Annotated in this window: 22 protein-coding genes and 1 pseudogene; 13 read left to right on the forward strand and 10 right to left on the reverse strand. The window is 67.0% G+C overall.

Annotation, left to right across the window (positions count from 1 at the left end; genetic code table 11):
• The first annotated feature begins 6 nt into the window (after positions 1-6).
• From AWC07_RS21055 to usfY, 4 genes are all read left to right on the forward strand, one after another.
• Complete coding sequence (locus AWC07_RS21055; protein ID WP_036415668.1) at positions 7-1,677, forward strand: virulence factor Mce family protein; 1,671 nt, start codon at positions 7-9, stop codon at positions 1,675-1,677.
• Complete coding sequence (locus AWC07_RS21060; RefSeq protein WP_036415670.1) at positions 1,677-2,402, forward strand: hypothetical protein; 726 nt, start codon at positions 1,677-1,679, stop codon at positions 2,400-2,402. Before AWC07_RS21055 ends, AWC07_RS21060 begins: the two co-directional genes overlap by 1 nt.
• Entirely contained in the window at positions 2,402-2,902 is a 501-nt protein-coding gene (locus tag AWC07_RS21065) for a mammalian cell entry protein (RefSeq protein WP_036415672.1), read from the forward strand. Before AWC07_RS21060 ends, AWC07_RS21065 begins: the two co-directional genes overlap by 1 nt.
• Positions 2,903-3,022: 120 nt before the next feature.
• Entirely contained in the window at positions 3,023-3,337 is a 315-nt protein-coding gene (usfY, locus tag AWC07_RS21070; protein ID WP_036415674.1) for a protein UsfY, read from the forward strand.
• 71 nt (positions 3,338-3,408) lie between these two features.
• On the opposite strand, the gene AWC07_RS21075 is transcribed toward usfY, so the two are convergent.
• From AWC07_RS21075 to AWC07_RS21085, 3 genes are all read right to left on the reverse strand, one after another.
• Positions 3,409-3,987 (reverse strand): hypothetical protein, encoded by a 579-nt coding sequence (locus AWC07_RS21075; RefSeq protein WP_036415676.1) that lies wholly within the window; start codon positions 3,985-3,987, stop codon positions 3,409-3,411.
• Between the two features lie 132 nt (positions 3,988-4,119).
• Positions 4,120-4,422, reverse strand: a complete 303-nt coding sequence (locus tag AWC07_RS21080; protein ID WP_036415678.1) for an Rv3488 family transcriptional regulator — start codon at positions 4,420-4,422, stop codon at positions 4,120-4,122.
• A 37-nt stretch (positions 4,423-4,459) separates the two neighbouring features.
• Entirely contained in the window at positions 4,460-5,923 is a 1,464-nt protein-coding gene (locus AWC07_RS21085) for a multicopper oxidase family protein (RefSeq protein WP_036415681.1), read from the reverse strand.
• Positions 5,924-6,026: 103 nt separating this feature from the next.
• On the opposite strand from AWC07_RS21085, the gene AWC07_RS21090 reads away from it, so the two are divergent.
• Together AWC07_RS21090 and AWC07_RS21095 are read left to right on the forward strand one after the other, a co-directional pair.
• Positions 6,027-6,734: an ABC transporter ATP-binding protein gene (locus tag AWC07_RS21090; RefSeq protein ID WP_051508089.1), complete on the forward strand. Its 708-nt coding sequence runs from the start codon at positions 6,027-6,029 to the stop codon at positions 6,732-6,734.
• Positions 6,731-7,513, forward strand: coding sequence for an ABC transporter permease (locus AWC07_RS21095; protein ID WP_036415683.1), 783 nt, complete (start codon positions 6,731-6,733; stop codon positions 7,511-7,513). The genes AWC07_RS21090 and AWC07_RS21095 overlap by 4 nt, the downstream gene beginning before the upstream one ends.
• Here AWC07_RS21095 and AWC07_RS21100 read toward each other — a convergent pair.
• A complete protein-coding gene (locus tag AWC07_RS21100) occupies positions 7,510-8,994 on the reverse strand; it encodes an alpha,alpha-trehalose-phosphate synthase (UDP-forming) (RefSeq protein ID WP_036415685.1) in 1,485 nt (494 codons plus the stop codon). The genes AWC07_RS21095 and AWC07_RS21100 overlap by 4 nt on opposite strands.
• Positions 8,994-9,158 carry a hypothetical protein gene (locus AWC07_RS27135; protein WP_023368290.1) on the reverse strand — a complete coding sequence of 55 codons (165 nt, stop codon included), beginning with the start codon at positions 9,156-9,158 and terminating at the stop codon, positions 8,994-8,996. The genes AWC07_RS21100 and AWC07_RS27135 overlap by 1 nt, the downstream gene beginning before the upstream one ends.
• 208 nt (positions 9,159-9,366) lie before the next feature.
• On the opposite strand from AWC07_RS27135, the gene AWC07_RS21105 reads away from it, so the two are divergent.
• The 3 genes from AWC07_RS21105 to AWC07_RS21115 all read left to right on the forward strand — a co-directional run bounded on the left by AWC07_RS21105 (position 9,367) and on the right by AWC07_RS21115 (position 12,571).
• Positions 9,367-10,302 (forward strand): enoyl-CoA hydratase, encoded by a 936-nt coding sequence (locus tag AWC07_RS21105; protein WP_036415698.1) that lies wholly within the window; start codon positions 9,367-9,369, stop codon positions 10,300-10,302.
• 639 nt (positions 10,303-10,941) lie between these two features.
• Complete coding sequence (locus AWC07_RS21110) at positions 10,942-11,775, forward strand: SDR family oxidoreductase (protein ID WP_036415688.1); 834 nt, start codon at positions 10,942-10,944, stop codon at positions 11,773-11,775.
• Positions 11,776-11,779: 4 nt separating this feature from the next.
• Positions 11,780-12,571, forward strand: a complete 792-nt coding sequence (locus tag AWC07_RS21115) for an SDR family NAD(P)-dependent oxidoreductase (RefSeq protein WP_036415691.1) — start codon at positions 11,780-11,782, stop codon at positions 12,569-12,571.
• Positions 12,572-12,599: 28 nt separating this feature from the next.
• Here AWC07_RS21115 and AWC07_RS21120 read toward each other — a convergent pair whose 3' ends face one another.
• Positions 12,600-14,147: an LCP family protein gene (locus tag AWC07_RS21120; RefSeq protein WP_036415693.1), complete on the reverse strand. Its 1,548-nt coding sequence runs from the start codon at positions 14,145-14,147 to the stop codon at positions 12,600-12,602.
• A 269-nt stretch (positions 14,148-14,416) separates the two neighbouring features.
• Here AWC07_RS21120 and AWC07_RS21125 point away from each other — a divergent pair, with 269 nt between their 5' ends.
• Together AWC07_RS21125 and AWC07_RS21130 are read left to right on the forward strand one after the other, a co-directional pair.
• Positions 14,417-15,094, forward strand: a complete 678-nt coding sequence (locus tag AWC07_RS21125) for an LppP/LprE family lipoprotein (RefSeq protein WP_085105223.1) — start codon at positions 14,417-14,419, stop codon at positions 15,092-15,094.
• Between the two features lie 54 nt (positions 15,095-15,148).
• Positions 15,149-15,895 carry a DUF2510 domain-containing protein gene (locus tag AWC07_RS21130; RefSeq protein WP_036413242.1) on the forward strand — a complete coding sequence of 249 codons (747 nt, stop codon included), beginning with the start codon at positions 15,149-15,151 and terminating at the stop codon, positions 15,893-15,895.
• Between the two features lie 24 nt (positions 15,896-15,919).
• Here the strand turns inward: AWC07_RS21130 and AWC07_RS21135 are convergent, their stop codons facing one another.
• On the reverse strand, positions 15,920-16,180 hold the full coding sequence (locus tag AWC07_RS21135) for a hypothetical protein (protein WP_208622451.1): 261 nt from the start codon (positions 16,178-16,180) through the stop codon (positions 15,920-15,922).
• A gap of 78 nt (positions 16,181-16,258) precedes the next feature.
• Positions 16,259-16,465 (reverse strand): annotated as a pseudogene (locus tag AWC07_RS28965) (serine/threonine protein kinase); the annotation flags it as partial.
• A 232-nt stretch (positions 16,466-16,697) separates the two neighbouring features.
• Between AWC07_RS28965 and AWC07_RS21145 the strand changes: the two are divergent.
• Positions 16,698-17,846 carry a TDT family transporter gene (locus AWC07_RS21145; protein WP_036413232.1) on the forward strand — a complete coding sequence of 383 codons (1,149 nt, stop codon included), beginning with the start codon at positions 16,698-16,700 and terminating at the stop codon, positions 17,844-17,846.
• 52 nt (positions 17,847-17,898) lie between these two features.
• On the opposite strand, the gene AWC07_RS21150 is transcribed toward AWC07_RS21145, so the two are convergent.
• On the reverse strand, positions 17,899-19,128 hold the full coding sequence (locus tag AWC07_RS21150; protein WP_244187653.1) for a multidrug effflux MFS transporter: 1,230 nt from the start codon (positions 19,126-19,128) through the stop codon (positions 17,899-17,901).
• 87 nt (positions 19,129-19,215) lie between these two features.
• On the opposite strand from AWC07_RS21150, the gene AWC07_RS21155 reads away from it, so the two are divergent.
• The gene (locus tag AWC07_RS21155) at positions 19,216-19,905 is read left to right on the forward strand and encodes a GAP family protein (protein ID WP_036413234.1); all 690 of its coding nucleotides are present in this window, start codon (positions 19,216-19,218) and stop codon (positions 19,903-19,905) included.
• Positions 19,906-19,912: 7 nt separating this feature from the next.
• Here AWC07_RS21155 and AWC07_RS21160 read toward each other — a convergent pair whose 3' ends face one another.
• Entirely contained in the window at positions 19,913-23,044 is a 3,132-nt protein-coding gene (locus AWC07_RS21160; protein WP_084293515.1) for a patatin-like protein, read from the reverse strand.
• Positions 23,045-23,089: the final 45 nt, after the last annotated feature.

Raw genomic sequence — 23,089 nt, forward strand, 5'->3', positions numbered from 1 at the left:
GGGCAGATGATCGACCGGCTCACCAGGATCCAGCTGGCCGTCTTCGGGGTGATCACCGTCATCACCCTGGTGGTGATGGGTGTCTTCTACCTGCGGTTGCCGGCCACGTTCGGCCTCGGAACCTACGGTGTCAGCGCCGATTTCGTCGCCGGCGGCGGGTTGTACAAGAACGCCAACGTCACCTACCGCGGTGTGGAAGTGGGGCGGGTGGAGTCGGTCGAGCTGAATCCGTCCGGCGTCACCGCCGCAATGCGGCTGAACAGCGGCACGCCCGTTCCGTCGAACGTCACCGCCACCGTGAAGAGCGTGTCGGCCATCGGCGAGCAGTACGTCGACCTGGTGCCGCCCGCCAACCCGTCGCCGGCCACGCTGCGCAACGGGTCCAAGATCGAGCGCAAGAACACCAGGATCGGCCAAGACGTCGCCGATCTGCTGCACAAGGCCGAGGTGCTGGTCAACAGTCTCGGTGACACGCGGCTGCGGGAATTGCTGCACGAGGCGTTCACCGCGACCAACGGCACCGGTCCGGAGCTGGCCCGGCTGGTGGAATCGGCACGGTTGCTGGTGGACGAGGCCAACACCAACTACCCGCAGGTCTCGCAGCTGATCGATCAGGCCGGTCCGTTTCTGCAGGCTCAAGTCCGCGCCGGCGCTGACATCAAGTCGCTGGCCGACGGGCTGGCGCGGTTCACCGCTGAACTCCGTGCGGCCGACCCGCGGCTGCGTGACACCCTGGCCACCGCTCCGGACGCGATCGACGAGGCCAACACGGCGTTCTCCGGTATCCGGCCCTCCTTCCCTGCGCTGGCGGCCAGCCTGGCCAACCTGGGCCGGGTGGGTGTGATCTATCACAAGTCGATCGAGCAGCTTCTGGTGGTGCTGCCGGCGCTGTTCGCCGCGCTCACCACCGCCGCCGGTGGGGTGCCCCAGGACGAGGGCGCCAAGCTGGACTTCAAGATCGACCTGAACGACCCGCCGCCGTGCAGCGTCGGCTTCATCCCGCCGCCGTTGATCCGCTCGCCCGCCGACGAGGGGCTGCGGGAAATCCCGACAGACATGTACTGCAAGACCGCCCAGAACGACCCGAGCACGGTCCGCGGCGCCCGGAACTACCCGTGCCAGGAGTTTCCCGGCAAGCGGGCACCGACGATCCAGTTGTGCCGCGACCCGAAGGGCTACGTGCCGCTCGGCCGCAACCCGTGGCGCGGGCCGCCGGTCCCGTACGACACACCGGTGACCAATGGGCTGAACGTGTTGCCGCCCAACAAGTTTCCCTACATCCCGCCGGACGCTGATCCGGACCCGGGCACGCCGATCGCCGGGCCGCCGCCACCGGGCGTGGTTCCCGGTCCCGGACCGGCGCCGCACCAGCCGGCGCAGCCGGCGCCGCCGCCCAACGACAACGGCCCGCCGCCGCCCTTCACGTCGTGGATGCCCCCGGATTACCCGCCGCAACCACCGCTGCTTCCGTATCCGAAGACGCTGCCGCCGCCGCCCCCGCCGGTGGGCACCGGACCCGAACCGCAAGCCAGCGGGCAGGCTTACACCACCTATGACCAGAGCACCGGAGTCTTCAAGGACCCGGCGGGCGGCACCGGTATCTTCGCGCCCGGCATCAGCGGCGCATCCAGCGCGGAAAATTGGGTGGACCTCATGCTTGCTCCGAAGGCTATGTAGTGGCACCACAGCAGCCGGGGGCGCAGCGGGTGCGTCGGCGGGCGTCTCGCGCGGCGGGTCCGGCAAAGGCGGCATCGAGCGACGGTGAAGCAGCCGACGCCCCCGTCAAGGTCACGTCCACGGCGGAGCCGAAGCGGCCGGCCAAGCCGGTCAAGCCGGTCACGCCGGTCAAGGCCCGGTCGGCGGTCCGGCCGCCGCCCCGGCGTCGGGCCCGCGGCAGGCTGGTGGCCTGGATCTCGCTGGGCGCCGCGGTGGTGATCGTCGCCGCGCTGAGCTGGGGGGTGCTGGCCCTGGTCGGTCAGCATCGGGACGCCGACGCCGAGCAGGCCCGGCAGCGACGCTTCGTCGACACCGCCACGCAGCTGGTGGTCAACATGTTCAGCTACACGCCGAACACCATCGACGAGGCCGTCAACCGATTCGTCAACAGCACCAGCGGTCCGCTGCGCGGCATGCTCAGCGCCAACAACAACGTCGACAACCTCAAAGGCCTGTTCCGCGCCACCAACGCCACGTCCGAGGCCGTCATCAACGGTGCCGCCCTGGAAGGCATCGACACCGTCAGCGACAACGCTTCGGTGCTGGTTTCGGTGCGGGTCACGGTTGCCGACATCGACGGTGTCAACAAACCGTCCATGCCCTACCGGTTACGGGTCATCGTGCACGAGGACGAGACCGGACGGATGACCGGCTACGACCTGAAGTATCCCGACGGGGGCAACTGATGCGACTGCGGCGCGTGTGGCGTGCGCTGGGTGCCGTTGCCGGCGTCCTGCTGGTCGCCGCGATCGTGGGACTGGCCGCGGCCGGCGGGTGGCTCTACTGGGACCGGGTGGAGACCACCGGCGAGCGGACCGCGCGGGCGGAGTTGCCGAAGGTGGCCGCCGATCAGATACCGAAGGTGTTCGCCTACGACTACCAGACGGTCGAACGCAGCCTCAGCGACGCCTACCCGCTCTTGACGCCCGACTATCGCCAGGAGTTCAAGCGCAGCGCCAACGCGCAGATCATCCCGGAGGCCAAGAAGCGCGAGGTGGTGGTCCAGGCCAATGTCGTCGGCGTGGGAGTGATGTCGGTGCAACGAAGTTCGGCGTCGGTGATGGTGTACATGAACCGCACCGTGACCGACAAGTCACGCCAGCCGCTCTACGACGGCAGCCGGCTGCGGGTGGACTACAAGCGCATCGACGGCAAGTGGCTGATCGCCTACATCACGCCGATCTGAGCCCGGTCCCGAGGGATCGAGGCCGGAGCCGACGCAGCTGCGCGACCCGGGAAATTTTCTGTGACCTGGCGCACAATCTAGGCGTACCCTAGAAGCGTCTCTTGGAGAAGGGAGACGTCCATGAAGGGTGCATTTCACGATCCGGTGGAGCACTCCCGAACTACGCAACCGCATGCCGGTGAATCGTTTACCGACACATTGTGGCTGCCGGGGCTGTTCCTCATCGCACTCGGAGTGATCGGCATGGCCGGGATTGTGGCGGCCCTGGCCTACAACCACGGCGAGTTGCTACTGATGCTGGGATCGGCCGTGGCGGGTTTGCTGATGGCCGGCGGGTTGTTGATCATGGCCGAGCATCACCGGGTGCAACGCGTGGAGCGTCGGTGGCTGGCCGAACATCCGGACTACTGGCGTCAGCAACACCACACCGTGTAGTTGCGGGTAGGGCACTCGGGCGCCTGTCGTAAGGCGACGACGCGCCCGCAGCTATTGCTGCCCGTCGCCTGTCAGTAGCAGATGGCAATCTGGTTGCAGCGCAACGGGTACCGTTCGATCGGGCTGGGTGGTGGTCCCACCAGCTGGAGTGAGAACGGTTCCTTTTTCATGTCCGGCGCCAAACCGCAGACCGCGCCATGCAAGGTGGTGTGCGTGCCGCTCAAGTTCTCGTCGCTGAACGCATAGGTTTCGGTCGACGGCGCGGTGCTGCCGTCCGGGCACAACACACCCTCTGCCTGGCTCACCTGGAAGGTCCACAGCACACTGGTCAGCCGAGCCCGGGCGCTGAAGTTCTGCAGCTTGTCGGCGCGGGTGATCTGTTGGGGCGTCGTGCTCGCGATATTGAGCGCACACTGGAACGCCCACGTGACCGGGTCGGAGTAGTCGTTCATGTTGCGCGTTCCCGACGGCTGGTCACACAGCGCGGTGATGGTCCAGGTAACCCCGGACACGCCGGCCTGGCTGAAGGAGTAGGCACCGTCGGGCGGGGGCGCGACGGCGTGGGCCGCCTCGCCTGATTCCAGCGCGGTCGCCAGCGCGACGGCTGAGACGATGCCCGCGCCGGCGGCCAGTCCGTGACGGATGTTCACGTCGCTTCTCCTTGATCTTCTTCGATCTTGTTCTTGCCTACCACGCTGCGGCGCTGCATCGAGTATCACAGCGTTTCGGCGGGAACACCATGGCTTCTCAACGCCGGCCGGCGCTGGTAGCTCAGGCCTCGCTCATTCCTGCGTGCCGAGGACTTCATGGGCCAGCTCTCGAAGGGCACGGCGATCGTCGGCCAGCGCCGCGCGGCCGGCCGCGGTAGCCCGGTAGACGCGGCGCGCCCGGCCTGCGACCACCTGTTGCTCCGACACCAGCAGTCCGTCGGCCTCCAGCCGGTGCAGGGTCGGATACAGCGTGCCGGGGCTGACCTGGTATCCATGCCGGCTCAGTTCCCCGGTCAGCCACGCGCCATGGACTTCTCCCTCGGCGGCGTGATGCAGGATGTGCAGGCGCAGCGCGGCCCGCTGAAACTCCCGCATTGGCAACCCCTTTCGGGCAAGTGGTCAAGTGACAGGTTTACGAGCAGCGCAGCAGCACCATGAAACCGAAGTCCATGTGAATTTGCTGGTGGCAGTGCAACAGCGACAGCCCCGGTTGGTCGGCGGTGAAGTCCACCTCCATGATCTGATAACCGCCCAGCATCGCCACGTCTTTGTGGACACCGGCCGTCGGTGTGCCTGCGACATGGGTGATTTCGAAGGTATGCCGATGCAAATGCATCGGATGGATATCGTCGGTGGCGTTGCGAAACCGCAGCCGGTAGCGCTGCCCGGCAACGATGTCGAGGACCGGTCGGTTGGTGTCCATGGCGAACGCGGCGCCGTTGATGGTCCAGATGTTGAACCCGTTGGCGGCCGCGTTGCGCTTCTCGATGAGCAGGTCGATCACCCGATCCGCCGTCTGGGGAGTGCCGCCGCCGGCGAAAAGCCGGTAGTCCCAAGCGAACTCGGGCGGCGGCGCCCACTGCGGATCGCCGGTGCGGCCGGCGTATTCGACGACCATGCCCATGCCCGCCTGGCGATCCTCGTCGGTGAGGTCGCCGAGTATCCAGACGCCGGGGTGGTTCATTTCCACGGTCGCGGAGATGCGTTCGCCGGCGCCCAGCCACAACACCGGCACCGCAACGGGTTTGGGCACCGAGTTGCCGTCCAGGGCCACGACGGTGAAGACGTGTCCGGGCAGGGCAAGGCTGCGGTTCTCGGTGGCGCTGCCGTTGAGGACGTGCAGCAGGACCCGTTCACCGGTCTTGACCCGGATCGGTTCGCCGTGGCCGAGACTGCGGCCGTTGACGGTGAAAACCTGGTAGCCCACTTCGTAGCCATGCGGCAGGCCCGCGGCCAGTGCGGCGTTCATCGCTTGCTCGCCTTGCTCTTTGAGCTCGGCGACCACGTCGCCGGCCAAGAAGCCGCCGGGCATGTCACCGCCCTGGCTCAGGCTGGGCTCAAACTCCTTGAGCGTCAGGAACACTTCGCGGTCGTAGGCGCCCGGCTCGTTCTTCGGCTCGATGTAGACCGGCCCCACCAGGCCGCCGTATTGCCCGCCGGTCAAATCGGCACCCGGGTTGAGGTGGCTGTGGTAGAAGCGGAACCCCGACGGGCCGGGCACCAACGAGATCCGGCGCATGCCGTGGGCGGCGATGAACGGGGTGCCTTCCTCGGCCGAGCCGTCCACCTCCACCGGCAGGTGCTGGCCGTGCCAGTGCAGCTGTTGTGGGGTGCCGGTGTCATTGTGGACGTCGACGGTGATCTGCTTGCCCTCGGTGAACCTGAGCAGCGGCCCGGGGAACTGGCCGTTGTAGGTGGTGGTTGAGACGAGTTTGCCGGGAGCGACTTCCACCTGGCTCTGGCCGATGCGCAGCATGTGGTCGGCCTTGCCGGCCGGCGGATTGTGCGAGCAGGCGGTCACCAGGCCAGTGGCGGTCAGCAATCCCAGGCCGCTCCACTTGAGAAAGTCACGCCGATCAGCACATCCCGCTGCCAACTCGGACTCCGATATCGTGTTCCGATAGTCTTCGGGGCGAGCGTACCCCAGATTCCGGGCCCGCGACCGACCCCTACACACGAGAGCAGACCTAGCCGTGGCAGTGGATGACGTTTCGGTGTTCGAATTCGCCGACGTCGTCGTCGAACGCGACCGGTTGCGAGCCTTGGACGGGTTCACCGCCGCCATTCCGGGGCACGGGGTGACGGCGGTGTTCGGCCCGTCGGGATCGGGCAAGTCAACCCTGCTGCGGTTGTGCAACCGACTGGAGGTGCCGACGAGCGGGCGAGTGCTGTTCTGTGGCAAGGACATCTCCAGCATCGACCCGTTGTGGTTGCGACGCCGGGTGGGCATGTGTTTCCAGCGTCCGACGCCGTTTCCGGGCACAGTGGCCGACAACCTGCTGACCGCCGAGCCGACCGCGTCGCAACCGCAGCTGCGCGACACGCTGGCGCGGGTGGCGCTCACCGGGTCATGGTTGGATCGCGACGCGACCGCGTTGTCGGGCGGGGAGGCGCAGCGCATGTGCCTGGCCCGCACTCTGATGGCCCGCCCACAGGTGCTGCTGCTCGACGAACCCACCTCGGCCGTCGACGCCGAAGCAGCCCGCGTAATCGAGCGTGCGGTGCGCCGGCTGGCCGACGACGGCATTCCCGCCCTGTGGGTCACTCATGACCCCGCGCAAGCCGAGCGGGCCGCTGACCGGATATTGCACATCGAACGGGGCCGCTGCGTGGGACTCGTCGACGCTGTCTCCAAGCCGGCCTCCAAGCCGGCCCACGGTCAGGCCGACGATCAGGTGACGTCGTGACCGGCCAGGTCGGTTGGATCGGGCTGGCGACATCGCTGGCCCTGGTGGTGTTCGCGGCGGCGATCTCGCTGTGGCAGCGGCTGGGCCTGGAAAGGCAGGTGGTGTGGGCGGCCGCCCGCGCGCTGGTCCAGTTGCTGCTCGTCGGGGGCGCGCTGACGCTGCTCTTCGCGCCCGGCCGGTCGCTGTGGTGGTCGGTGGCCTGGACGGCCGGCATGATCGGCTACGCCGGCGACGTCGCCCGCCGGCGGGCACCCGAGGTGCCGCGGCTGGCGCCGCTGGCCATCGCCGCGTTCGCCGCGGCAGCCGCGGTCACCTTGGGGGTGATATTCGGACTGCGGGTCTTTCCGCTACAGGCCCGAACCCTGGTGCCGATTGCGGGGATGATGATCGGCAACTCGATGACCGCCATGGTGCTGGTAGCCCGGCGCCTGGTCGACGAGCTGCGCGACAAACGTGACGAGGTGGAAGCCAGACTGGCCCTGGGGCAGCCGTCGCGCCAGGCCGCGGCTCCCTATCTGCGGATCGCGCTGCGGTCGGCGATCTCGCCGCAGATCGAGACCACGAAAGCCACCGGGCTGGTGTTCCTGCCCGGCGCCATGACCGGACTCATCCTCGCCGGGGTGCCACCGGTGCAGGCCGTCCTGGTGCAGGCGGTGGTGATGTTCCTGGTCCTAGGCTCGGTCGCGGCCACCACCGTCGTCGTGGCCCTGGGGCTGGTCCGGCTGGTGTTCACCCGGGACCATCGGCTGCTGCCGCTGCGCTCCCGGCCCCGCAGTTAACCCGGGTTCTGCGGACGCGCCTCGGCAAGCGCGTCGAGGAACGACCGTGCCCAGCGGTCCACGTCATGGGCAAGCACCTGGCGGCGCAGCGCGCGCATCCGGCGCCGTCCCTCCTCGTCGGTCTGGTTGAGCGCCGCTTCGATCGCGTCCTTGAGCCCTTCGAGGTCATGCGGGTTGACCAGGTATGCCTGGCGCAGTTCGGCGGCGGCTCCGGTGAATTCACTGAGGACCAGGGCGCCGCCGAGATCGCTGCGGCACGCGACGTACTCCTTGGCCACCAGGTTCATCCCGTCCCGCAGCGGGGTGACCAGCATGACGTCGCTGGCCACGAAATAGGCGATCAGCTCGTCGCGGGGCACCGGACGGTGCAGGTAGTGCACGACCGGGTGACCGACCTCGGCGTACTCGCCGTTGATGTGGCCGACCTGGCGTTCGATGTCGTTACGCAGTATCTGGTAACTCTCGACCCGTTCGCGGCTGGGTGTTGCCAGCTGGATCAACACCGTGTCGTCGCGTTTGGCCCGCCCCTCGGCCAGTAGCTCGTAGAACGCCTTCAACCGCACGTCGATGCCCTTGGTGTAGTCGAGGCGGTCCACGCCGAGCAGGATCTTGCGGGGGTTACCGAGTTCGGCGCGGATCTCGCGAGCCCGGCGCTTGATGTCGCGATGGCGCGCGGTCTGGTCGAGCGCGCCGGAGTCGATGGAGATGGGAAAGGCGCCCACCCGAATCGTGCGTGACTCGAGCTGGACCGCGCCGAACCGCGACCGCACGCCCACAGCTCCGCGCGACGTTTCGGCGTCGAGCAGCTGCCTGGCCAGAAAGAGGAAATTCTGGGCGTCGCCGACCAGGTGGAACCCCACCAGGTCGGAGCCGAGCAGGCCCTCGATGATCTCGGTGCGCCACGGCAGCTGCATGAACAGCTCCACCGGCGGAAACGGGATGTGCAAGAAGAACCCGATGGTCAGGTCCGGCCGCATCGTGCGCAGCATCTTCGGGACCAGTTGCAGCTGGTAGTCCTGAACCCAGACGGTTCCGCCGCGACCGGCCGCGCGTGCGGTGGCTTCGGCGAAGCGGCGGTTGACGTCGACATACCGATCCCACCACTTGCGGTGGTAGAGCGGCTTGACGATGACGTCGTGGTAGAGGGGCCACAATGTGGCGTTGGAAAACCCCTCGTAATACTCGGCGATGTCGTCGGCGGACAGCCGTACCGGATGCAGCCGCAGCTCGTCCTGGAGGATGGGCTCGTCTACCACCTCGACATCGGCTTCGGCAACACCGGGCCAGCCGACCCAGGCCCCGCGCCGTCGCCGCAGTAGCGGCTCGAGCGCGGTGACCAGCCCGCCAGGGCTGCGCTTCCAGGTGGTGGTGCCGTCGGGAAGCCGCTCCTGGTCCACGGGCAGTCGGTTGGCGGCGACTACGAAGTCCGAGTCCCCGAAGACTTCCGTTGTTGTGGGCTCCGCGGATCCCCTGGAAGCCATTAGCTCTCGAGCTTCGCCGGCCCAATACCGAGCATGGACAAGAAAATGCGGCACTCGTCGGCGTCGTTGGCGTATGCGGCGACGACCCTCCTAGCCTGGCTCGCGGTGCTGTCGGCCACCGGTTCCACGTCGCCGATATCGCCATGGTCAGTTTTGGTAGGCATTACACAACTGTAAGCGAAGCAAAATCCGGCACGCAGCGGCGGCGACGAGCCGGGCTCAATTCGCGGCGAGCACCTCCCTGGCCGCCCGCTCGCCTCAATGCGCCGCACCGCGCGGCCGCCCGGCCCGTGACCTTCTTACAGAGTCACCGTAATCTGTAAAGGCGATATCAGCCCCATGACGACCCGCGAGACAAGGCAGGTGGGCGCAATGACACTCTCGGACAAAGCCGATGCCCAGGCCGACGGCGCCAAACCCGCCGAGCTGGTGGCCTACGAGACCCTCGACGACGGGCGGATCGCGCGGATCTGGCTCAACCGCCCGGAGGCCCACAACGCGCAGAATCGAACCCTGTTGGTTCAGCTCGACGAGGCGTTCTGCCAGGCCGAGGCCGACGACGCCGTGCGCGTGGTGATCCTGGCCGCGCGGGGAAAGAACTTCTCCGCCGGGCACGACCTCGGGTCGGAGGAGGCGATGCTGGAGCGCAAGCCCGGACCGGCGCAGCATCCGACCTTCCGCTCCCATGGCGCCACCCGCGACGCGGTCATGGAGAAGCTGTACCTGCAAGAGTGGCACTTCTATTTCCAGAACACCTGCCGCTGGCGCGATTTACGCAAGATCACCATCGCCCAGGTCCAGGGCAACGCGATCTCGGCGGGCCTGATGTTGATCTGGGCCTGCGATCTGATCGTCGCCGCCGACAATGCGAAGTTCAGCGACGTGGTGGCGGTGCGACTGGGTATGCCGGGCGTCGAATACTACGCTCACCCTTGGGAATTCGGTCCGCGCAAGGCTAAAGAGCTGCTGTTGACCGGTGATTCGCTGGATGCCGACGAGGCCTACCGGCTCGGCATGGTGTCCAAGGTCTTTCCGGCCGCCGAACTGGAGGAGAAGACCCTGGAGTTCGCGCGGCGCATCGCCGAGCGTCCTACCATGGCGGCGTTGCTGGTCAAGGACTCGGTGAACGCGGCTTCCGACGCCATGGGTTTCACCGAGGCGCTGCGGCATGCGTTTCACGTCCACGAGTTGGGACATGCCCATTGGGCTGCCCACAACGAAAGCAGGTACCCGGTTGGCCTGCCGCCGGACGTCGAAGACTGGCGTACGGCGAAGCCGACCAAGGTGGCGCGCCGCGATACGCCGTAGCGCCGCGAGTCTGGGTCACATCCGTCATATCCGTCACACCCGTAACCCGGAAGGGGAGAGAGTCCCTTCTGCCTACCACTGACTCGGAAATTCAGGGTGACCACGAGTGCTGCTGGTCAATGATGTCCTGTTGCGCAGCCTTGGCTGCCTAGCTCTGTTTTCGGCACACCGATACCGCACCTTCGCTCAAACCGCTTGTGATGGCAGGCGTTCGGGGGATGTTTCACGTGCTCACCGAATCGGCGGTCATGCCGCCGAATCGAGTGTGCAGTGACGGGTGTGACTGTGCAGGTAGGGCGGGAACATCCACGATCGGCCCGCCCTGACGGCACACTCGGCGCCGCCAGCGCACACTCGGCGCCGTCGGCGCACACTCGGCGCCGTCGGCGCACAGTCGGCGGCCCCATCTCCCCACACCGGAGCGCAGCCCCACGACCGCTAACAGCGACACCTCCGGTTGCAACCGGCCCGCGCAACCGATTTGTCGCTAGTAGCTGGGCACATTGCCGTCCACCTTCCCAGAAACCGGTGTGGCAGCTGTGACTAATGTGCTCGAGGACACCGGGGGCTGATATCCGAGCCGACGGCCGCATGGTTCGATGACGAGAACCTGTTTCAGCTTCACTGTGAGGGGCTCGAATGCAGCTTTCGTTTCAAGACCGGACGTATCTGGTAACCGGCGGCGGCAGCGGAATCGGCAAGGGGGTGGCGGCCGGTCTGGTGGCCGCCGGAGCCTCGGTCATGATCGTCGGCCGCAACCCCGACCGGCTGGCGGGCGCCGTGCAAGAACTCGAAGCGCTGAAGGCACGCGGCGGGTCCATCCGCTACGAGCCCGCGGACGTCACCAACGAGGAGGAGACCGCCCGCGTAGTCCACGCGGTAACGGCGTGGCACGGTCAGCTGCACGGTGTGGTGCACTGCGCGGGCGGGTCGGAGACCATCGGGCCGATCACCCAGATCGACTCGGCGGCCTGGCGTCGCACCGTTGACCTCAACGTCAACGGCACCATGTATGTGCTCAAACACGCTGCGCGCGAGATGGTCCGCGGCGGCGGCGGTTCCTTCGTCGGCATCTCCTCGATCGCGGCCAGCAATACGCATCGCTGGTTCGGCGCCTACGGGGTCACCAAGTCCGCAGTCGACCACTTGATGCAGCTGGCGGCCGACGAGCTCGGCCCGTCGTGGGTACGGGTCAACGGAATCCGCCCGGGATTGATCCGCACCGAACTCGTCGCGCCGGTCACCGAATCGCCGGAGCTGAGCCGCGACTACGCGGTCTGCACGCCGCTGCCGCGGGTCGGCGAGGTCGAGGACGTCGCGAACCTGGCGATGTTCCTGCTCAGCGACGCCGCCGGCTTCATCACCGGGCAGGTGATCAACGTCGACGGCGGCCAGATGTTGCGACGGGGCCCGGACTACTCGGCGATGCTGGAACCGGTGTTCGGCCGCGACGGGTTACGCGGAGTGGTCTGAGGCCATGCAGCGACTCGAAGGCCAGCGGATTCTGGTGACCGGCGCCGCCTCCGGGATCGGTCAGGCCACCGCACTGCGGCTGCTGGACGAGGGTGCCGCGGTGGTTGGCGCCGACATCGCGACCGACGGATTGGCCATGACAGCGGCCCGGGCAGATGAGGCCGGGACCGGCCACCGGTTCACCATCAGGGAGCTGAACGTCGCCGACGAGCGGTCGGTGATCGAGGGGATGCGACGCGCCGTCGACACCCTGGGTGGCCTGGACTCGCTGATCAACGCCGCCGGCATGCTGCGCGCCGCGCACACTCACCAGACCGGCACCGAGCAGTGGAATCAGATCATCGCGGTCAACCTGACCGGCACCTTTCTGGTGGTCCGGGAAGCCCTGCCCGCGCTGCTGGCCAACCAGCGCAGCACCATAGTCAACTTCAGCTCCACCTCGGCATCGTTCGCCCATCCGTACATGGCGGCCTACGCCGCGAGCAAGGGTGGCGTTCAGGCGTTCACCCATTCGCTGGCGGTCGAATACGCGAAGGCGGGTCTGCGTGCGGTGTGCGTGGCGCCCGGCAGCATCAAGTCCGGCATCACCGATGCCACCGGCGGTTACCTTCCGCAAGATGCCGACTGGTCGCTGTTTACCCGGCTGATGCCCGTCCTGCCCACCACCGAGACATCCAGCGGCGCCGGAATGGCCGACCCGTCGGTGGTCGCCGGCGTCATCGCCATGTTGGTGTCGGAGGACGGTGCGTTCATCACCGGCACCGAAATCCGCATCGACGGCGGAACCCACGCCTAGCTAATTCACGCTGCGCGCGTTGCGCGCCCTAATTCACACAGGGAACTCCGCCGCCATCGATCGGCTTTCCGTGATCGGGCGTCGGATATGTGCTGGTAGTACCGCCGCTGTAATAGGTGTTGTACTTGCTGCCGGTCGATGTGGTGGTCGTGCTGGTTTCTTGGGATTCGTCGAGGGCCGGCATCGCGAAGTCGGTATCCACGGTCAGCTGGATGTGTCCCGGTGCCAAGCTGGGGTCCGCTTTCAACGTGTCGACGCCGAGCAGGCTGGCCAGATTCTGCGCGTCGGTTTGAGCGCCGGTGCCGTATTTGATCGTGCTGGCCGACGGATCGCCGGCTTGGCGGTCCCGGACCTGGCCGGCGGTGTAGCCGCGCTTTCGCAGCGCGCTGGACACCTGGCTGGCCATCCCACTGATGCTGCCGGCATTGACCACTTCGACGACGGTGGACGGGTCCGGCTTCGCGGCGGGGGTCGTGGTTGTCGCCGCCGGGGCACCGGCACCGATCGCCGCGGCTACCTCGGCCTTGATCGCGGCCGGGTCGATGATGTTGACGTCCTGGCCGTCGATGTTGTCATAACGCACCACAGGCAGGGTCCGGAACTCGACATTCCCGCCCGCCAGTTCGCCCATGCGGCGGAACAGATCCTCATCCCAGCCGGCCGACAACACGACGTCTTTTCGGGCCACGGTCATCAGGCTGTCGAGGCGGTCCAGATTGGTGAAGGTGCCCGAATCCTGCAGATCGTGCATCACCGACGACAGGAATGCCTGCTGCCGGTGGGTCCGGTCGAGGTCCCCGTTATCCAGACCGTGACGCTGCCGCACGAACGCCAGTGCCTGGGCCGCGTCGAGTCGCTGGCGGCCGGCGGGAAAGTCGGCGCCGGAATACGAGTCGTAGACGGCGTGGTTTAAACACACCTCGACGCCGCCCAGCGTCTCGGCCAGATCGTAGAAACCGGCCAGATTGACCTCGGCGAAGTAGTCGATCGGAACGCCGGTCAGACTGCGCACGGCACGCAGGGTCGCGGCGCGGCCGGCCTCGCGGCCCCGGGTCTCCAGCTCTCGCTGGGAACTCACCCCTTGGTTGGCCAACTGCTGAGCAACGTACTGCTTGGTGAGCCCGTAGGCTTCCTTGATCTTGATGTGGTTGTAGCCCGGAACGCCGGTGAAGGGCACCCAGTCGTCACGGGGGATCGAGAAGGCGACGACCTTTCCGTCGGCGCCGACGTGCACGAGGATCAGGGTGTTGGTGTTGTAGCCCCCCTGGTCGGAATCACCGGCGTGCAGGTGTTTGAGGATCGACCACGGCAGATCGTTGCCCTCCTGGTCTTTGCGCGAGTCCAGCCCGATCAGCAGGATGTTCATGTTGTTGCCGGTGGACCGCGGGTCCTCGGCGGTCAGGGCCTGGGAAATGGTGATGCCACTCAGTGCGCCGTGAGCCACCCAATATCCGGCCCCGGTCATGCCCAGGGCCACCACGGAGACCAGGGTCATGAAGCTTCGCGACAGCCGTCGGCGCAGCGGAGACGGCTTACGGACAGCGCGACGGCGGTGACGTCCGCCCGAACGACCCATCACAAGCCTCGACCCGTCACCGGTTCACCGGCCGGCGCCGGGCCGGCGGTTTGCCGGGACGTCGTTTGCTGCATGCCGTCTAGTATGCGGCAGATTGCTGCACAGCCCCCACTCCAGATGCGCGGATGTGGGCAGATTCACCCGCTGAGCAGCGGCTACTCCGCGGCCGGTTCATTTCCCCTACCTGCACCTTCTGGCTACAATTCGCCAAGCTCGGAAGTACCGGGGAGGCGTCTGCCGCCCAACAGGGAGGGGTGTCGGGCACGAACATGGCATCGGGCGATATCGACCCTAACTGGCCCCCGCCGACCTACGAGCCGGCCTACGAGCCGTCCGACGATGTCGATACGACTCCACCGTCGGGGCCGGCCTGGTCCGGGCGCGTCATCTGGCTGGTGGCGGTGCTCCTAGCCGTCCTAACCGTCATCGTCGTGGCGGTCGTGGTGTTCTCGGGCAGGCCGCAGTCCGGCGCCGGTCCGGCGCCCACGACCGCCCCGCCGAACCCGCCGACTACGGTGTCCACCACGCCCGCGGGCCAGTGCGGGCCGGATGAGGCAACCGCGGTATCCGCGGCGCTCGCCCAGCTCCCCCCGGACAAGAAGACCGGCAAACCATGGAATCCCACCCCGCAGTTCAGCGACTACGATCCGTGCGCGGACTTATCGGCGGTGGTGGTGACGGTGGTGGATGCCACCCGCAGCTCACCGGACCAGGCGCTGATGTTTCACCGCGGGGCGTTCGTCGGCACTGCCACCCCGGTGGCATATCCGTTCACCGAATTGGAGGTTCCGGCCTCCACCGACGACCTGGTCGTCCTCACCTACCGGAGCAGACAAAGCTGTGACGCCTGCGATGACGGCACCCTGACCACCGTGGGGTTCCAGTGGCAAGGCGACCACGTCCAAATGCTCGATCCGCCCCCGGAGTCGTTGGATTCGCCGCCGTGATCGGGCGCGCCCGGCCGAGCCCTCACCGACCCCGACGTTGAATGGAGCGTGACCGTGCCGACTTCACCGCCGGCAGGATGGTATTTCAATCCCGACGGTTCGGGCGGACAGCGATATTGGGACGGTCAGCACTGGACCAAGCACTGCCGGGCGGACCGCTCGACGGCACGCTCACCGTTACGGGCCGTCGCCAACGGGGTGCGCGGGGGCTGGTCGGGGATGCCGGCGGCACTGCGGCTGCTACTTCCCATCGTCTTGGTGCTGATGTCGGTCGGAATCGGGTTTGCGTTCTGGGTGAAATCGCCCCGCGACGACTGGGCACGCCTGCCGAAGCGGCTTAACTGCCAGCTGCAAGACGGACCGAAGCCGCCCGACAACCTCACCGTGGCGTCGGTAGACGTCAGCCGTCCCCGAAGCGGCGTGTTGCAGCTGGTGGTTCGATTCGCGCAGCCGTTGCCGCAGTCGCCGACGGGCAATCACTCGTCCGGCTTTGTCGGTTACATCCTGACGTACAGTGTCGCCAACAACGGCAAGAAGTTCGTCGAGCTCGGCCCGGAACAGGACACCGACGACCTTGCCATCGTCCGCACCCAAGGGCCTGCCAGCACCGATGCGTCGATGCGGCCGGACCGCGACACCAATGCCCGCAGAATCGCGCCCGACACCATGCAGATCAACCTCGAACTGAAGCGGCTCGGCGTCGAAAATCAGCCGGTGATTCCCGAGCTCACCGTCGACTCTCAGTTCAACACGCCGTCTACCACAACCGTGCAGTATGCGCCGCAAGTCTGCCGGGGTTAGCTAAACCCGTTGTGCGCCTTAGGATCACGAGATTTCCTCGCCCGACGTGTAATACCAGCGGATGTTAGTGCCGGTGATCATTTCCAGGAGGAATACCCCCAGTGGTTCAATCTCGTAGTAGTAGTGAACGTTGCCGTTTGCGTCCATCGTGCTGGCGCAGCTGCGGCTCGGTGTCCCGCACCGTTGCTTGATCGGCATGGCTAGCGCGGCGATCAGTAGCACTACCGAAAACCACACCCCAAGCGGGACTTTTCTCAATGCGAACCTCGTCTGCGAAGAAAGCATTACTGCAGGCAGTGTATGCGGCTCGCGGAACGTCTTGGCCCGTATCGGGCAACCGAAATCCGGACCAACCGGCTAGTGCGCGGCTAGTTTGAGCACCCGGTTGTTGTTGCTGTCGGTCACGTAGAGGTTTCCGGCTGCGTCTACCGCGACGCCTTCGGGATGGTTGAGCCCGCTGAGCGGTAGCACTGTTTGGGAGCCGGCTCCCGCCGGCAATTTCAGGATCTGGTTCTTAGGAGAGTCACTGACGTAGACGGCACCGGTCTGGTCTACCGCGACTTGTTGAGGAGGGACACCGTAGGCCTCGCGGCGGAACCGTTCCCGGTATCCCGGCTCGGTGGCCAGCTCCGGCGCCAGCACCTTGATGGCAACCTCGCGACGCATCTTGGTGCGTCGCAGCTGCGGTAGCTCGGTGAGGCGCGTCAGCGATATGCCGGCGGCTTTTCCAGCGGGTGGCATAGGGCGGGTCGGCCTGGCCGGGTCATCTTCGAGGCTGCCGCGTCGGTAGTGTTGCTCAGCTATGGCCACCGCAAGCTCGGCGGATGCTTCGTCGCCGTCCACGCGGGTGGAAGTGCTCGGCAATATCGGGCCCAACTGGTTCGCCTCGGTCATGGGCACCGGAATCGTGGCTATTGCCGGGGCCACCCTGCCGGTCCACGTGCCTGGGTTGCGCGCCTTTGCCGAAGCGGTCTGGGTGATCGCGACGGTCCTGCTGGTCGTGCTGATCGTCCTGGTCGGCGGGCACTGGTTGCGCCATCCCACCGTGGCCCGCACGCACGCCCGCAATCCGCAGATGGCCCACTTCTACGGCGCCGCACCCATGGCGCTGATGACCGTCGGCTCCGGCACACTGCTGGCTGGTGCACACCTCATCGGCGACCGCATTGCCGTCGACCTGGACTGGGTGCTGTGGAGCGCGGGAACGCTCGGTGGCCTGTTCACCGCCGTCAGCATTCCGTTCCTGATGTTCACCCAGCTTCGCGTGGAGCCGGACGCGGCATTCGGCGGCTGGCTCATGCCGGTGGTCCCGCCGATGGTGTCGGCCGCGACCGGGGCGCAACTGCTCCAGCACATGCCGGCGGGCACCGGCCGCGAAACCATGCTCTACGGCTGCTACGCGATGTTCGGACTGTCGTTAGTGGCGTCGCTGAACATCATCGCGATGATCTGGAGCCGGCTGGCCTTGTACGGCACTTCCGGCTCGGCGCGGGTGCCGACGCTGTGGATCGTGCTGGGGCCGCTCGGCCAATCCATCACCGCCGCAGGACTTTTGGCGGCCGGTGCGATGACCGGCGCGGTGCCGCACGAGCTGGCCGAGGACATGGCCGCGTTCGCGATCATCTTCGGGATTCCGGTGTGGGGTTTCGCGGTGCTCTGGATTGCCTTGGCCACCTCGCTGACGGTGCGAACCCTGCTGCGCGGCATGCCGTTTGCCCTGACATGGTGGAGCCTCACCTTCCCGGTAGGCACCTTCGTCACCGGTACGTCGCAGCTGGCCGTGCACACGCAGCTGCCAGCGTTCAAGGTGGCCGCCGTCATCGCTTACGCCGGTCTACTCGCCACCTGGGTTCTGGTGACCCTCCGCACCGCCAAGGGCAGTCTGCGTGGCACGCTGCTCGTGCCGCCCAGCTGGGCGCCCGTCACGGTCGGCAAGAACCCGCAGTCCTGACCGGCGCAGGCCGGTCCGGCGTCCCGCCCGGATGGCCGGGCACCGGCCGTCGTCAATGTGCCGGTTGCCGGACTCGTCCGTACCTGGCCATGGCCCAGGTGAGCAACACGAATGCTGTTGCGCCACATGCCGCGTACAACAGCCCCAGCGGTGTCTGGGTGCTTTCATGGAATGCGCCGACAGCGGCCATGGCGGCGCTGACCACGAGATAGCCGATGCCGCTCACCAGACCGCCGATCAAGCCGAGATTGCGGGCGAAAAGGCCCATCGCCAGGCCGTACATCTGCGGGCAGAGCACCCCGCAACCGGCCAAGGCCAGACTGGAGCCGATGGTGAGTGCCCATGCGTCGTTTCCGATCAGCAGTCCCGATCCGACCAGTATCGAACTGCCGATGCCGAAGACCGTCAGCGCGCCCATGGCCAGCCGGCGCGCCGAGAGGCGAACCGCCAGAATGCCGCAGGCCAGTTCGCCGCACAGATTGGCCACCCCGACGATCAGGGCCATCAACCCGTATGCCGCCGGCGAGAAACCCAGGTTCTGCTGGTAAAGGAAGGGTCCGGCCACCCCGAAGGCAAGCTGCGCCGAGGCCATCAGGCCGAAAACCAGCACGAAGCTGGTGAACACCCGCTGCCGCAGCGCGGTGGCCATTACCCGGACGGTCGCCCTCGGGTGGATCGGTGAACGCTTCTGCCGCGCAAGCGTTTCGGGCAAAAATAGCACCACGACCACCGCGGCGAGCGCGGCCAACGCCGCGATCGAGGCGAACACCAGCCGCCAGTCGAGAAACTCGACCAGCACCCCGCCCGCCGCGGGCGCCAGCACCGGCGCCAACCCCCACGCGACGCCGAGCAGTCCCGACACCGACGTCAAGCGCCGGCCGCGGAAGCAATCCGCGGCAATGGCGTAGGGCACCACCATGCAGGCGGACGCGGCCGCGCCCTCGACGAAGCGCGCCGCGAGAAGCACCGGCACGCTGCCGGCGACCGCGCACAGCACGCTGGTGGCGACAACGATGCCCAGGCAGGTCAGCAGGACCGGTTTGCGGCCCCGGGCGTCCGCGATGACTCCGACGGGGACGAGCGCCAAGCTCATCCCCAAGAGGTAGGCCGCCACGGTGTGTTGCATCACCGTCGGCGAGGCACGCAGATCGACGGCCATCTGTGGCAGCGCGGGGGTGTACAGGTCCAGCGGTATCTGGCTCATCGGCACGACGAACATCAGGATCGCAACGAGATACCGTGGCGGCGACGCGGGCCCATGTTCGGGATACGCGTCCCTCACAACGCCGGATCATAGACCGGGTCATCGCTCGTCAAGGCGAATCGCTTGGAGATCGAACCCCCCGGGGTGCGTTGGGGTGGCCGGTCGATGCGAAGATTTCAGCCCGTGACAGCAAATTGGGGTGCGGTGCTGGCCAGTCTGGTTCCGCTCGCGCTTGTGATCGCGGTTTCGCCGTTGACGGTCATCCCGGCGGTCCTGGTGCTACACGCGCCGCGGCCGCGTCCGACGGGCCTGGCATTCCTGGTCGGCTGGCTGCTGGGGCTGGCGGCGGTGACCGCGATCTTCATCGCGGGTTCCGGCCTGCTCGGCGGCCTGCACCGGACGCCGCCGGCCTGGGCGTCCTGGGTGCGGGTGGTTCTTGGTTCGGCGCTGGTCCTGTTCGGCGGCTACCGTTGGCTGACCCGCCATGGGCACGCCGAATCGCCGCGCTGGATGCGGTCGTTCTCGACGATTACTCCGCGGCGCGCCGGCATTACCGCGGCGGTGCTGGTGGTGCTGCGACCCGAGGTGCTGATCATTTGCCTGGCGGGCGGATTGGCTATCGGCACCAGTGCGCTCGGCGTTGCCGGTAAGTGGATATGCGCCGCGATCTTCGTCGCCCTCGCCGGGAGTACGGTCGCCTTCCCGATAGTGGGTTACCTGAGTGCCGGTGATCGCCTCGACGAGCCGCTGACCCGACTCAAAGATTGGATGGCGAAGAACCACGCCGCAATGCTTGCGGTGGTGCTGGTTTTGATCGGAGTGATGGTGCTCTACAACGGGATCCGTGCGCTATGACGTGCTTTCACCGGCGTCCGGGCTTGGCGGCCGCGATGACCGTGATGCCCAGCGCGACCGCGCCCACGGCGATCAGGGGCCGCCACCACTGTTCGCCGAGCCAGTAGATATTGGCGCCCAGCAGGCCGGGATGGTCCGCGTCGCCGAACAGCCAGCTGCGTGCGACGGGCGTTGCCAGCGAAAGCACCGCGCCGGCCAGCGTGACCGAGAGCAGCGCAAAAAGCGACCTGCTGGAGAACTGCCATGTTCCCAGGACGATCAGATAACTACCGGTTCCGGCCATGATCAGGCCGGTAACGCCGAGCACCGTTGCCGATTGAATCGCGGTGGCAACACCGAGGATCAGCAGCATCACGCCGACCATGATCGTGGTCCGAGCAATGCCTTTGGTCAACGATACGACCCGGTATCCACCGAGCGCCAGGGTTCGCAGGGTAACCACGGATGGTTTTAAAGCACTGGGAAGCAACCGAATTGAGCCTGCCGCCGCAGATGCGATCGCGACGGCCTTCGCGAGGGTTTGCGCCATCAGCGGTGATCGCTTGTCGCTGGCAAACGTTTCACCCGCGACCGGGTTCTCGTTCAAGAGAGCGTATTTGGCGTCTCCCGGAGCTGCGGCCAACACTTTCTTGGCCCAGGTCCGCGACGTTGTCGGGCTCCAATCCGGCCGCTGTCCAGGCTGCGGGTCGATCACCGTGGTGGCCAGTGTGTCCAACTCCTCGTCGAGGATTCGCTGGTGCCACGCCTGCGCCAGCCACAGCGCGGTCAGCGGAATGCTCGTCGGCAACGGCATCGTCGGGTCGTCCAGAAATGCCAGCTCGTCGAGCACCATGGTTTCGGTCAGCAGCTCCTCAGGACCACCAAAGGTCGGCAGCCGGTAGCCGGAACGCGGAAACTCCGGTGCTCCAAGGGCTTTGAGTTGGCGCAGAAACCACTGCGCCCGGCTCTCGCGTCCTGGCGTGCCGACCCGGGTCTGCGCGATCCAGTGCACACGTCGTGGGTTCAGCAGCACATGGACGAGCCAGCCGGCTCCGTCGAGCCGTCCCCACATCCAGTCACTGGCTCGCCATGACCGCTTGTAGAAGGCCCCGAACTGATGAAACTGCATACCGGTGAGCTTCTGCTGGGCACTCCGGCAGTCTGGTGCGAGCAGACTGCGGGTGTCGGCACTGACCTGCACGAGCTCCACCGGCTGCTCGATCCCGGAATCTGCCGGGAGCATGGCCCGCTGTGTCGCGGCCAGCTCGAACAGTTTCGTCGCTATCGCCGTGGGGTCGTCCCCGGTCCCCAGGTAGGCCAGGTAGGTATTGAGCGCACCGGGACCAACGCGATCATGTGACAGCAACGCGCCTCGCTCGGCGCCGACGGCCGCTGCGGCGTTGGCGCACAACCGCTTCAGCGTGTCATAACCGTTGACCAACGCGTCGCCGAGCCGGTCCCAGGCGTCCTGTTGCACCGCCAACTGCTGGAGATAGCCGTCGGCGATCAAGGCGGCCGCATCCTTGAGCGACCCTTCGCGGATGGACGTGTTCTCGCATACCGCGCGAACAAGATCACCCAGATCGACTGCGGTGGGCGACGGGCCGGCGGCATGGATGGCACCGGTCAGTGCTGCCAATTCGGCGATATCGGCGTCCGACTTCGCCAGGTGGTATGCCGCCTGGGCGACGGCGAGCGCACTGCCTTTCGCAAGCTCGTATGCCGGCTGGCCATACCGGGCAAGGTCGGCGGTGGTCTCGGGCAGCGGCTGGTGTGGCGGTTGCGACCAACATCTCAGCAGTGCGTCGGTGATGTGTTGGCGGCACGCCTTCTCGGTGTCGACTGCCGCCAGTTCGGGTTCCCAGTTCTTGGGAACCCGTTCGGTTGCGGTGCTCGATGCCGGTAGCCAGCTGCCGAGCTGGCGCAACAGCGCATCGGCCAGCTCGCGTGCATGTTTTTGTGCCTCGCGTGCCTGGTAGTCGGTCAGGAGCGTCGGTGTCAGTAGCCGAGAGCCTTGCGGCAGCGTCGCGGCCAGCTCCGCCAGGCGCAACTTGGCGTCGATCCGGGCCGCCGTGCGGTCCTGATGCCCGCGAATCGCTCGCAGGTCGGTCGCGATGGACTGAGTGGTGATCGCCCCCAGATCCCGCAGCAGACTCGCGAGCAGCCCGAGCCGCTCGTCGGCGCTGTCCGGTGCCGCCTGCTCCATCAGGTTCGGTGGGGGTCCGGACGACGGCACGACGAACAGCAGCACCCGGCGCACCGGACGCCGGGCGGGGCGGTCGCAGATGCGTTTGAGCAACACGTCAATGGGCCGGTTGTCGAGCAGGCTGCCGTCGGCGACCCAGTGCGGACGGGTGATATTGGCGTACGGCGCCATCGGTGGTCGGGCCGGGACAGCGCCCCGCGCGGGGGTCCCCGTCATGAAGGGCACGAACGAGGGCTCGAACGCGAGGGGAAACGAGGCCGAGCTGCGCGCGGCTAGCGCCAGAGCCGAGGCGATGCCCTTGTTCGTCAGGTCTGCCTCGGTGAAGGTGAACAGGCCACGCCGGTTGACGTATTGGACGCGAGTGCCGAACGAGTCGGTGAAGCTGCTCGCCTCTCCGGACAGCAGGGTTGTCGTCACGTACAGGGTGGTGGACGGGATGCGGATACCGCCGGGAAACTCCGTCGGCGGGAACGGACCGGTCTCGAGTCTGGGCAGCTGCGTCGCCAGGGTGGCGAACAGCTTCTCGTCGCCGTACAGCAGGGACGGCGTGAACTCGTCGCGCGGGTCTCGCAACAGGTCGGTCAGCGACCCGAGATCGAGCCACAGGTCCCGCAGCCCGCCGAGATCAGCGCCCGAGATGCGCGACGACGCAAGCAACGCCGCGTTGATGGCGCCCCCGCTTGTCCCGGACAGGATGTCGACGTCGACGATCATGTCGAGCAGGTCGATGAGCTGGGCGTAAAGCCGCAGAGATGCCGTCGACTCGGTGGTGAGCCGGCTGTTCGTCGGGAAGCTCCCGCCCGCCCGGCGCCATTGTGAGGCTTGCGCCAGCAGGTTGAGCTCGCGCGCGACGCCGGCCATCCAGACCGTGAGACTGACCCCGCCCGTCATCATCGTGGCGAGCCGGAGTTCCAGCGTCAGCTGGGTCACCGGTGTCGGCTGTTCGAATCCCATCGCGCACCCTTCAATTCAATGTCGGGGAGTCGGCTGGCCGAGCCG

The organism is Mycobacterium gastri (genome assembly GCF_002102175.1).
GTDB lineage: Bacteria > Actinomycetota > Actinomycetes > Mycobacteriales > Mycobacteriaceae > Mycobacterium > Mycobacterium gastri.